Annotated in this window: 12 protein-coding genes; 3 read left to right on the top strand and 9 right to left on the bottom strand. The window is 38.9% G+C overall.

Annotation, left to right across the window (positions count from 1 at the left end):
- Positions 1 to 617: integrase core domain-containing protein (locus B4W65_RS16465; protein WP_088656260.1), on the top strand; the 617-nt coding region annotated here is incomplete at its 5' end.
- Positions 618 to 1,327: 710 nt separating this feature from the next.
- Here the strand turns inward: B4W65_RS16465 and B4W65_RS16460 are convergent.
- From B4W65_RS16460 to B4W65_RS17245, 4 genes are all read right to left on the bottom strand, one after another.
- Positions 1,328 to 2,362, bottom strand: a complete 1,035-nt coding sequence (locus B4W65_RS16460; protein WP_088656259.1) for a hypothetical protein — start codon at positions 2,360 to 2,362, stop codon at positions 1,328 to 1,330.
- A gap of 222 nt (positions 2,363 to 2,584) precedes the next feature.
- The gene (locus tag B4W65_RS16455) at positions 2,585 to 3,130 is read right to left on the bottom strand and encodes a YcxB family protein (protein WP_088656258.1); all 546 of its coding nucleotides are present in this window, start codon (positions 3,128 to 3,130) and stop codon (positions 2,585 to 2,587) included.
- Positions 3,131 to 3,163: 33 nt separating this feature from the next.
- Positions 3,164 to 3,841, bottom strand: a complete 678-nt coding sequence (locus B4W65_RS16450) for a hypothetical protein (protein WP_088656257.1) — start codon at positions 3,839 to 3,841, stop codon at positions 3,164 to 3,166.
- A gap of 24 nt (positions 3,842 to 3,865) precedes the next feature.
- Complete coding sequence (locus B4W65_RS17245) at positions 3,866 to 4,090, bottom strand: hypothetical protein (RefSeq protein WP_146697820.1); 225 nt, start codon at positions 4,088 to 4,090, stop codon at positions 3,866 to 3,868.
- 133 nt (positions 4,091 to 4,223) lie between these two features.
- Between B4W65_RS17245 and istA the strand changes: the two genes are divergently transcribed.
- Together istA and istB are read left to right on the top strand one after the other, a co-directional pair.
- The gene (gene istA, locus B4W65_RS16445) at positions 4,224 to 5,792 is read left to right on the top strand and encodes an IS21 family transposase (RefSeq protein ID WP_088656256.1); all 1,569 of its coding nucleotides are present in this window, start codon (positions 4,224 to 4,226) and stop codon (positions 5,790 to 5,792) included.
- 30 nt (positions 5,793 to 5,822) lie between these two features.
- The gene (gene istB / locus B4W65_RS16440; protein ID WP_088656255.1) at positions 5,823 to 6,548 is read left to right on the top strand and encodes an IS21-like element helper ATPase IstB; all 726 of its coding nucleotides are present in this window, start codon (positions 5,823 to 5,825) and stop codon (positions 6,546 to 6,548) included.
- A 144-nt stretch (positions 6,549 to 6,692) separates the two neighbouring features.
- Here istB and B4W65_RS16435 read toward each other — a convergent pair whose 3' ends face one another.
- From B4W65_RS16435 to B4W65_RS16415, 5 genes are all read right to left on the bottom strand, one after another.
- Entirely contained in the window at positions 6,693 to 7,793 is a 1,101-nt protein-coding gene (locus B4W65_RS16435) for a reverse transcriptase/maturase family protein (protein WP_205741316.1), read from the bottom strand.
- A 26-nt stretch (positions 7,794 to 7,819) separates the two neighbouring features.
- Complete coding sequence (locus B4W65_RS16430; RefSeq protein WP_088656254.1) at positions 7,820 to 8,062, bottom strand: DUF1566 domain-containing protein; 243 nt, start codon at positions 8,060 to 8,062, stop codon at positions 7,820 to 7,822.
- 146 nt (positions 8,063 to 8,208) lie between these two features.
- Positions 8,209 to 8,550: a four helix bundle protein gene (locus B4W65_RS16425; RefSeq protein WP_088656253.1), complete on the bottom strand. Its 342-nt coding sequence runs from the start codon at positions 8,548 to 8,550 to the stop codon at positions 8,209 to 8,211.
- A 55-nt stretch (positions 8,551 to 8,605) separates the two neighbouring features.
- Positions 8,606 to 9,715: an Lcl C-terminal domain-containing protein gene (locus B4W65_RS17365; RefSeq protein ID WP_158522881.1), complete on the bottom strand. Its 1,110-nt coding sequence runs from the start codon at positions 9,713 to 9,715 to the stop codon at positions 8,606 to 8,608.
- 11 nt (positions 9,716 to 9,726) lie between these two features.
- A complete protein-coding gene (locus B4W65_RS16415) occupies positions 9,727 to 10,218 on the bottom strand; it encodes a T9SS type A sorting domain-containing protein (RefSeq protein WP_088656252.1) in 492 nt (163 codons plus the stop codon).
- Between the last annotated feature and the right edge of the window lie 632 nt (positions 10,219 to 10,850).

Below are 10,850 nucleotides of genomic sequence, written 5' to 3'. Positions count from 1 at the left end.
ATACGTGGCAGACCGAATGCTTACGACGCAAAACCGCATACAACATCAAACAAGCTCTTGTTCAGGAGCTTTGGGAAGAAGTAATTGAAAATCACTTGCAGCCCTACGATTGCCTTAACAGAAAAATTGACATTGAGATACGCAACGATAACGACTCCCGGTTTGCAGCTAAAAAAGTGCAAAACTTCTTTAAAGATAATAAGCTGAATCAGGTCTTCACACATCCTTATACGCCTCAGGAAAATGGCCATATTGAGAGTTTTCACGCTTTTTTGTCAAAGAAATTAAACCCAGAAGACTTCTGGTCACTGGAGCAACTCGAGCAGTGTTTGACGTTGTTTTACGAAAAGTACAACAATCAACGAATCCATAGCTCCACTTTGCACCTGCCACCAATGGTTTTCTGGTCTCAATGGCAATTGGGGAATGTAAAGGTAACAGTCAATGAAAAACAAAGAACCACCAAGTTTAAACTGCTGATCCCATACCACCAACTATCGGGATATTGGAGCCAGAAGGTTGTTCCTTGCCCTCAGCTGAAACCCCTCGATGGGGTTGAAGATGAGAAAAATTACGAAATGTGCGGCGCCGCTACATCTCTACAACCATCGGTCTAATTATCGCCGTCGGTTGTTCCTTGCCGATGCAAATATCGGCAGAAAAGTTTATGTTTGTACTAACCTCTGTAACGATTGTCCGATTAATAGGGGGCCAAACCAGTGGCAAGCTGGTTTACCGTGAGGTATGCAGTGAAGGAAGCCAATCGGCAAAAGTCTGTACTGACGAACAGGTATTACAGGATTAGTATGTCCTGTAAGGCGCATATGAGATTATTTGAGACCAATGAGGGAGCAAATACCTCGGGTAAGCAAGTACATGATTGTAAAGCCCCAAGAACACCAAACGGACGGTTATGTAGATGCGACAGGGATAGGCTAAAGGATAATGCTCTTACCAGGGGATAGCTCCACCGCCACGAGTTGGTATATGGGAGCAGTCAGCAGAGGTCATAGTAGGTGAGGATGCTACCGATCTACCGTATTAAATGGAAGGAAAATTGCGGCGTACTAGCGAACTGTATTAGCTGGGTTTCCCAACACCAGAAGTAGACACTGAAGGACTGAACCCTTTAACGCTACCAATTTATAATGGAGGTCTATTAGCCTTTGGGTTTAATACTAGCCATTACGAAAAGGGTAGCAGGAAACAATCAGTTTCCCTTGTTTTAGGGAACCGCCGTATACGAGACCCGTACGTACGGTGGTGTGAGAGGCTCTCCGATAGGCTAATAGCCTATCGGCGGCCTACTCGATTAGGCTCTCGTGCATTATTTTACTATTACAGCGGATTGGCATAAAATTTCTTTATCCCCTTTGTACACTCTTAAAACTGCAGGTGGAGCCTGATATTCTCTTAATTTCTGAATTGAGCACTTATAGGCATAATCTCCATTCTTAAATACATAACTATGATTACCACCTGTTCCTTCTCTTATATAGTCACCATTTAATAATATCAAATCTGGTTTCTCTGAAGCTTTTTGTTTTATTGACCACGAAGCATAACGATAACTTCCATCACTAAGCCTATCAATACGTATCAGAAACTTATCAGTATTTAGTATATTCTCTAAATGTTCAAAATTTTTAATCGATTCGTGAACATTATCATAAATTTCAGTTGTTGTCATTGTTCCTTTGTTGGCTGATCTTTTTACGATTAATGTATCAATGCGTCCTTGCTCATCTATTCCGAAATAAGTAGTATCCTCGGTAGGATAATCACCAGAATAAGATTCATAAGTAATAATTTTGTTCTTATCAATCCATGAATTTGAAGAGGAATACCCTTCAGCATAATCTTCAAAAGCAATATTTTTATGATCTATAAATTTAAAGCTATTTGAATAGGTAACGAGTATGCTCTGTCCTGAACCCCCATCAGAAACAGAATAAATCAAGGTCTTAAAATTCTTTGACAAGTTAATCTGACATGACAGCCAAAGACTTCCGCTTAAATCACCTTCCCAAGGATTAAACTTTTTAGCACTTAGCAAGTCCATTATTTCATCAGACAAAGGCTCAATACTATCAGTATTAGGACTGTCCTCAAAAGAGTAAACCAGTGGAGTTCCTAAAACTTTTGTTTTGTCAAGCAATTTACTGATTCTTGAATCTATTGTAAGCGGTATTTCTTGACTTAATAATTTTTCGGAAAACACCGTCTCTACATCATCTGCTTGTGTTAATTCATTTTTAGTTTGATGGTTGATATTCTGACCTCCAATTTTTGAATTATTTAGATTACATCCCAAGAAAAGAATGATTACAATTCCCAAAAGTATAATATTATAGTTTTTCATAATTTTCTCATATTAAAGATTCTCCTAGCATGGAGCCTAACGTCCAGCGATATGGTGCGTGGCTAATCTTCTTGGTAGATCTTTACTGGCCGTTAAGAATACTCTTCAGTGGACGAAACTTGCTGTAAATATATAACTTAGCCTTGCACTATAACGCATGTTGTAAGCCGTTTAATTTTCGTTCTCAAAATTTTCTGTCTTCCCGAAATTGGTTTTTAATTCTTATTTCCATTCCCAATCCAAGCAAATATTTTGGATGATGTCAAAATCAGAAGCAATTTTGGTTAATATTCTGTTTAACTCATTTAGGTTAGAAATACTGTTTTTTGGTATAATTAATGATTCTCCAGATGAGAGCTTTATAAATATATAACTTTTAGTTTCATTGATTTCAGTTATCTCTTTTATTCTTAATTTGCTTTCACCCAAAAAATCTTTCACGATAATAAACTCTTCTTCAAAGTCTAAGCTAACTACTTTTCCAAATCTATTATGATAGTTTTCTTCAACGTGGTTAGCAAAATGACGTTGGTATCTTTTTTTCATAAAGTACGGATGTAGAATGTACCAAGCAACACCAAGTCCAATAAAAACAAGAGCAAAAATTAAATCAGCAAATAAAAAAAGGAGAAGACCCAAAATGAAGTAAACAATTGGCAATCTAATTCTTGAGTTTTTTCTGTTCTTAATAATAATTTCTGAATTTGATGCTGCAAAAAGCTGATATTCTAAAAAATCAACTTTATTTAATAAATATTCGATTCTCATGTAGCTAGTTTTACTCAGGTTATTTGATAAATTTTAATCATAAGACCACTCTGCCAATATCAAAGAATTTGAAATTCTGTCCAGCGAAATAATAAGAAAATAATAATTATATACCCAACTCTCTGGTTCCATTAGTCTGTCATCATCTTTATTAAACCAGCTTTTTGAAATGATGTAATAATCAATTTCGTCAAGTGCTTTGTGCATTGCAATATACTTATCAAGCAATTTTGCAAAATCATTTTTATCTGCTCCCCAATCTGGGTCGTTTAAAAAATCAGTTAAAAACTTGGATAGTTCATCCTTATCAAATTTTCTAAAATCCTCAATTTTAATCTTGTGAAAGTCGAAAGCACGTTTTAGATAGCTTTTGTCAGGTTCATTTCTTATGCAATCTCTAAGACTGTCATAAGTAAAGTTTTCGCTTCGGATAAAAATGCCTATAATTTCCTCGTTATCAATATCCTTATCAAATTTAAAGGAAAATTCAGTCAAGTTTATGCCTTGAAAGTTTTCGTCTATTTCAAAATGTTTATGTCGCTCGAATGTTATCATTTTAAATGGCTTACGTTGGGCAATATGGCATGAAGCGGATTGCGAGCGATTAACTATCAAACCGAGATGATGCCCAAACGGGCTAACACCGCCCAAATTAAGCACTGCACCGCTTTTTGCTATATTGCGTGTTAGCATTTCGGTGGTTATTGTCATACTATTTTTGTTTTCATTTCAAATTTAGCTATACCGCCCGATTGGATAAAACGGAGCATACCCACCCAAAAAACGGCCTAGTCCAAGTCTAAAAATTGGCCCAAAAAGCGTCAAAAAAACGGTGCATTGCCGTTCAAAAACGCTGAAAATGGTCAAAAACACTTTGAAAAACGGAGCATTGCCACCCAGACCTTCTGTCACAAAAGAAAATCTGAAGGAAAACGCAGCATTGCCACCCATTTTCATCATGTAACGACTTGGTATTAAATCCGAAACGGAGCATTGCCACCCAGGCCAGGCGCTCAAAAAAACGGAGCATACCCGTTCACTTTTTTTGTCATTATTTTTAGCTGTTAATTTTTTATAGCTAAAAATCTAAGCCATGGCAGGAAAGGTAAAAGACATGAGTAAAGTAAAACAAATGCTCCGGCTACATCAAAATGGCGTTTCAAACCGCCAAATAGCCACAGAACTTTCAATAAATAAGGAAACGGTCAACCGTTACATTCAACGTGCCAAACGAGACCAGTTAACCATTGGTGAGCTTCTAAAGCTTGATGATCCGATACTCCAGCATCGTATGACAGGGGGCAATCCAGCCTATGTGGACAATCGCTTCGAAGAGCTCAAAGAAAAGCTCCCCTACTACGAAAAGGAGTTAGAAAGGAAACACGTAACCCTTAAAACACTATGGGAAGAGTATATTATTGATAATCCTGGTGGTTATAGTCTGACACAGTTTCGATACCATTTTCGGCAGCATGCCAAAGCCAAGCGAAAAAATCCTTCTTCAATATTGAAGGATTTATATGTGCCCGGAGAAAAGCTATTTATTGACTTTGCCGGAGATACAATGGAGTACATTGACCGAGAGACCGGGGAGCTGATAAAAGTACAGGTATTTGTAGCATGTATGCCTGCTACAGACTATGGTTTTGCCATGGCTGTTCCCTCTCAAAAGAGTGAGGATTTTATCCATGCACTGACATCCTGCTTTCACGCGTTGGGCGGTGTTCCAAAGATTATCGTGAGCGACAATCTAAAAGCAGCTGTCACCAAAACCGACCCTTATGAGCCACAAATCAATCGCATCATGGAGGACATGGCTAATCACTATGGTTGTGTTGTCGTCCCGGCACGTCCCAGACGCCCTAAGGATAAAGGATTAGTCGAGAATCACGTGAAAATTGTTTACAACCGGGTGTATGCTCAACTGCGCAACAGAAAGTTCTTTTCTTTGAAGGAACTCAATTGCGCCATTGAAGAGAAAATGCTGGCCCATAATCGCAAGCGCATGCAGCAACATCCATACTCGCGTGAAGAACATTTTCTAGCCACCGAAAAAGACCAGTTGCAGTCACTGCCTCACGATAAATTTGAAGTCCGTCATTATGCTGATCTTCAGGTGGGGCTTAACGGTTGTATCTATCTGGGGCGTGATAAACACCACTACTCAGTGCCATATATCCATATCGGAGAAAAATCACATGTCATCTATACCCGCAGCCTGGTTAAAATCTATGTTAAAGGCGAATGTGTTGCAATGCATCCAAGAGATTCCAAGCGGGGCGGATATACCCTTGAAAAGAGTCATTTGGCATCGAACACACAGGCCTACCGTGATCGATCACCACAGCATTACATTAACCGGGCGCATGCTGTCCTTTCGGAACTTGGCGAGCTCTTCGAATGTATGTTCGCAACAGCCAAAGTCCCAGTTGAAACATTTTATCGAGGTTGTGAGGGATTGCTTAAACTACAGCGTACCACAGATCCAATCTTATTTAAAACAGCATGTGAAACTGCCCTTTTATATCAAAGATACCGTTACGACTTTATCGACAGCTTGATCAAGTCGAAATGCAGTGGCGTCTACGAGATAACTATGAATCAAAAACTACAAACGCTGCCTTCTCACAAGAATGTGAGGGGCAAAAGCCATTTTAAATAAACCGATAATAACCATTTAAACACAAGTGTAATGAACGAAATTGCAAACGAATTTAAAAGTTTAAGAATGCCGGGGATGGCCCAGTGCTGGTCCTCACTGCTTGAGACCCGTAAAATCGATGAATTGTCCTTCTACGAAGGTTTGCAGCTGCTTTTACAGGCAGAGAAAAACCAGCGCAAAGAGAATCGCAATACACGCTTAATCTCGGCCGCCCGTTTTCGTTATCAGGTTACCATTGAAGAATTAAACTTTGATGCGGCACGAGGACTTGAACGTGGTAAAATAATGCAGATGGCTACGGGTGAGTATATTAAACAGGGTGCTCCAATCCTTATCACTGGAGCCACCGGAACGGGTAAGAGCTGGCTGGGTACCGCACTTGGATATCATGCCTGTTTAATGGGGCAGAAAGTAGCCTATTTTAATATCCAAAAGCTTTTTGAGACAATAACCCTACACCGGGTAGAGGCCACATTATCAAAGTTCTTCCAAAAAATGGCCAATATGGATTTACTTATCATCGACGACTTTGGTGTAAAAGTAATGGATGGTCAGCAACTGTTAGATTTTATGGAGCTTATAGAAGATCGGCATGGTAGAAAAGCCACAATAATCATGAGCCAGTTAGCCGTTGCTGATTGGTATAATGTAATGCTCTCAAACACTACCGCTGCTGATGCCATACTTGATAGAATGGTGCATACAGCATATCGGTTTGAATTGAAAGGCGATACAATGAGAAAAACTAAAAACTAATTAAATTTGTATTTTCATGGCTAACCCATAAAAAAGTGAACGGATATGGCCGTTTTCCCTGGGTGGGTATAGACCGTTTTTTCCACCGCCCGATAAATATACATAATTCCACCACCAAGCACTCAGGTTTTTAAAAATCATTTCTTACCTTAGTTTGTAGCTTTTGTAATGTTTCATTATGCCCAAATATGAATTCATGCTGCTTTGGAAGGCTTGTTGCTCTTCTTTTGAGGGCTTATGGTCTCGGGCTATTTGGTTATGCTTTGCTATGGCATTGTAAAAGTTTCCTTTAGTTCTGTCGGCTATGTATATGCGGTTTGGCAAAATTACTGTTCCCAAGAATTTTACTCCTTTGCTGTAATGTTGCAAATATATTTTCTTAGGGTGAATTGTAACTTGTAATTCCGTTTGCAGATATTCTGACAATTGAGGAATAAGTTTCTTCAAATACTCTTTATCTTCATGCACTATCACAAAATCGTCAACGTATCTGCCGTAATATTGTATTTTCAAATCGTGTTTTACGAAATGGTCGAAGCTGTCCATGTAAAAATTAGCAAATACTTGGCTTGTTAAGTTACCTATGGGTAAACCGCAATTGGGTTGGCTGTGAAAAAGGCTTTTTGTTTGGGGTAAATCGCTCCAATCGCTTTTGCTACCTTTAATAATGCAATTTTTCGTAGGGTCGTTGTAAATGATTTGCTTGCAAAGTTTTATAACTAATTCTTTATCTGCTTGCTGATACTTTTCTTTTATAAACTGTTCGAGTTTTGTAAATAGAATGTTTTTGTTGATGCTCATAAAAAAGCCTTGCAAATCAAGTTTTAGTATGTAGCAGTCGCTTGAGTAATTTTTAGAACATTGCCTTATAAATTTATCAACTCGCTGTATGCCAAAGTGTGTTCCTTTGCCCACTCTGCAACTGTAACTATCGTGTATAAACTGTTTTTCAAACAAATGGTTTAATTTTCCGATAATTAAGTGATGAACTACTCTATCTCTAAAATCGGCTGCAAAAATTTCTCGCTTAACAGGTTTGTCCACAACAAAAGCAATGGAACGACCTATTTGGTATGTTCCGCTGTTTATTTCTTCACATAGTTGCACCAAGCTATTTTCGTAGTCAATTTCAAATGCCAACGCATTGGTTGTATTTCGTTTATTTTTGCGACATTCGAAATAGGCAGTGAATAGTTCTTCAAGTTCAATTTTGGGTTGTGGTATGTCGAATAATGAAAGTTGCACAAATCAGTTTGTAAAGTTTAAAGTTTTTAAGAAAGAAAACCTATCTGCGCCTTTGCAGACGCTGACAGGTTTTCTGAAAAAATGGTTTGTTTAAAATCCCGAACTGCACGCACATAGTTTGTGTTGTTCTTATTGTTGTTGTTCTGGTTGCCATTGTCGAAGTTCTGTTTCCACGCGTTGTTGTTATTGTACTCGGTAGAACTCCAATAGTAGGCACTAGCAAAACCGCCAACCGCAAAAATAAAGGAGTTCATATAAATACAAGGCATCTCATATTTATTGTAGTATTACTCAAAAATGAATTGCTCCATATCAAGTAACGCTCATTTTAACTGCTCAAAAGAGCAGTCCCTTTATCGCTTTTAAACTAAACCTTGCTCGCTTGTATATGCCTTAACACATACAATTCTGGCATTTACCGATTGGCATTACGCCAACCGGTAATTTGTTTGCCTATGCTATCCATTAAACCAGATAGCTCGGCTTGCTTTTTTATTGCTAAAGTTTTCATATCCACACAAAGGCGTATTTCAAATTTTAGCAATTCAAAATCATCTAAAAAGGTTTCCAAATAGACAACCTTATCCTTTGCCTTGTTGGCTCTATAAATACTCCTTACAAGTTGAATGGCGTCTCGTTTCATGTCTTGCCCAAGCGTATATTTATACTCACGAGGAAACTCCTGTGTATATAAAAACACCTTCTGAACAAGGGTGTAAACATCCTTAAAAACCTGTAATTCGTAATAGAGTGCCATATAATTGAAAAAAAAATCGACCGCTTCGCGGATAAATTGTTAAATAGATAAATAGTTAAAAAGCCCGAACAGCACGCACACAGGAAGTGATGTCCTTATAGTAGAGGTACTGGGAGCCAAAGTCGAAGTACTGTCCCCACGCGCCGTGGCTACTGTACTCGGTAGAACTCCAATAGGCGGCACTAGCAAAACCGCTGCCTCCGTTTACCCCTGCGGTAGCATCAATAGTTGCCTTGTTTTGATACATTAAATTCAATTCTTCTTTTGAGGGAAGGTACCAGTCGCCATAAGTTTTGCCCCCTTCGGTAACTTGTAGCTCATTACAAATACGCGCTGCATAAGTGCTGCCATCATCACCTATAGCAACTTGAGCTGCAATAATTATTGAGGTATTTGCTTCACCAGAAAATGGACCGTCTCCTTTTGCCTGTGTATTACCATAAGTTCCTGCATACCATCTTACCCCTGTGCTTTGGTCTTCTTTAGCAGCTACCAAACCATGTTGTCCGGTTTCGTCTACCCAGAATACGATACCACCTTGGGCAAAGTCGCCTACGGAAAAGGTAGTTGAACCACTGCCTGCTGTTGCATTTACTACATAAGGGCTTGCAGTTGTTCCGCTACCTGTTACAGTTACATTGGTACCTGCGGTTACTTTGGTTTCGGAGCCATCGGCTGCTGCTGGTGTATTAATAAGGTCTGCATAATCTTTATCCCAAGCTGTAAATACCGGGTCGGTTTCTGTTATTGTTCCTGAAACACTTTCAGCCGTTTTTGCATGAAGGGCATAAGGAACGCTTAACAACTGGCTTGTGCCTGTAATTGTGTAATCTGTTCCACCTGCCGGGTCGGTTTCTGTTTTGATAAAATAAGGCCCGTTTGCCCATTCTATGTTTGTGAAATCCCCACTTTGTACTGTACCATCTCCAATTTTAATACTTATCAAACCATTGGCGTTGGTGGTTGGGCTTTGGGTTTCTACATAAACTGCTGTTCCGCTTGCCGAACCTTGCAAAATACTTATTTGCATGCCAACTGTTGTGTTGGTTACTAAGGCTTCGCTACTGTTGCGGATTACTGCCTGATAACTCATTTTTTCGGGACTTTGTGCCCAAAGTGTTGCCGTTAAAAATACGGCTACCATAAATGTAAATAACTTTTTCATTGTTGTCCTCCTTAATTTTTTATGATTTTAAAAGTTTTGAATTCTTTATTTTTTGTATCAATTACTTTGATAAAATAAATGCCTTGTGGTAAATTTTGCATTTCTATTTTGGTAATACTATTTCCAATTTCTTTGTTTTGATATACTTTACCACTTATATCATAAAGCTTATAACTCAATTCTGAGAGTTGCAAATTTTCAACTTTAAGTTCTAAATAATCTGTGGTAGGATTTGGATAGGCAGAAACATTAAGAAATATATCTTTGGCTTCTTCAATTCCTGTTACTACCGAAATTTCGAATGGTTGCTGCACGCCTTCCGATACCGAACCGTTTGTACCTGTGTTGGTGGTGTAAGCAAGCTGTCCAACGGAATAGCTAGCCGAGCCTCCGCTACCAGAAGCATTTCCGCCAGTCGCGTTAACGCTTGTTTGTGCTTGTAATCCTGTTAATCCTAGTCCTAACAAGAGTACGGCACTTAATTTTAATCGTTTGTGTCTCATTTTGTTTCCTCCTTTTTTATTGGTTATTTATCATTTTATTTATCTGTTCATTGTTAATGTTTCAATGCTGTTGCTGGGTTTTCTTCCACTGAATGCTAACGTGTGGCAATATAGTGCGTTGCGTTTTCTCTGTTAGTGATTATTCTTTCCACATGGGACCACTGCCCCGAAACCAACTTGTTATCTATAAGCGAGCAGCTATGCAATATATTGCGTGTTAGCAAAAGTATCAAATTCCCCTTCCAATTAGTCTTCGATTAATCATCTAAGCATCAAAACCTCCACCTCGCCACGACCACTGCACCCAAGTATTTACCCGATATTCCGTTTGCCAATCCGTATGCAAGCATTTGTTTAAACGAGATGCTGGATTTACGTTTCTGCCAATCAATGTATAAACGCTTCCAGATGCATTAAATGCGAAACCAGTACTTTGATGGCGACCGTTGCCAGTACGGTACTTTATAAATGTAGACTATTCTAACCGTGTGGATGCTGAGCTGCGACAATTGCTAAGCTGAAGACCACAAATCCAATTTTACGTTTCTACCAATCAATTTACAGACGCCTCCAGATACATTAAACACGAGGCCAGTGCTTTGATGGTGACCGCTGCCGATACGATACTTTAT

This window comes from Geofilum rhodophaeum, from assembly GCF_002210225.1.
Lineage (GTDB): Bacteria > Bacteroidota > Bacteroidia > Bacteroidales > Marinilabiliaceae > Geofilum > Geofilum rhodophaeum.
This window is presented reverse-complemented; position numbering and strand designations above follow the sequence as displayed.

What these genes read in the sequence shown, in the direction of transcription:
- B4W65_RS16450 (WP_088656257.1), bottom strand. Translation starts at nt 3,841, where the DNA reads ATGACAATAACCACCGAAATGCTAACACGCAATATAGCAAAAAGCGGT.
- B4W65_RS16455 (WP_088656258.1), bottom strand. Translation starts at nt 3,130, where the DNA reads ATGAGAATCGAATATTTATTAAATAAAGTTGATTTTTTAGAATATCAG.
- B4W65_RS16460 (WP_088656259.1), bottom strand. Translation starts at nt 2,362, where the DNA reads ATGAAAAACTATAATATTATACTTTTGGGAATTGTAATCATTCTTTTC.
- B4W65_RS16430 (WP_088656254.1), bottom strand. Translation starts at nt 8,062, where the DNA reads ATGCCTTGTATTTATATGAACTCCTTTATTTTTGCGGTTGGCGGTTTT.
- B4W65_RS16415 (WP_088656252.1), bottom strand. Translation starts at nt 10,218, where the DNA reads ATGAGACACAAACGATTAAAATTAAGTGCCGTACTCTTGTTAGGACTA.
- istB (WP_088656255.1), top strand. Translation starts at nt 5,823, where the DNA reads ATGAACGAAATTGCAAACGAATTTAAAAGTTTAAGAATGCCGGGGATG.
- B4W65_RS17365 (WP_158522881.1), bottom strand. Translation starts at nt 9,715, where the DNA reads ATGAAAAAGTTATTTACATTTATGGTAGCCGTATTTTTAACGGCAACA.
- B4W65_RS17245 (WP_146697820.1), bottom strand. Translation starts at nt 4,090, where the DNA reads ATGATGAAAATGGGTGGCAATGCTGCGTTTTCCTTCAGATTTTCTTTT.
- istA (WP_088656256.1), top strand. Translation starts at nt 4,224, where the DNA reads ATGGCAGGAAAGGTAAAAGACATGAGTAAAGTAAAACAAATGCTCCGG.
- B4W65_RS16425 (WP_088656253.1), bottom strand. Translation starts at nt 8,550, where the DNA reads ATGGCACTCTATTACGAATTACAGGTTTTTAAGGATGTTTACACCCTT.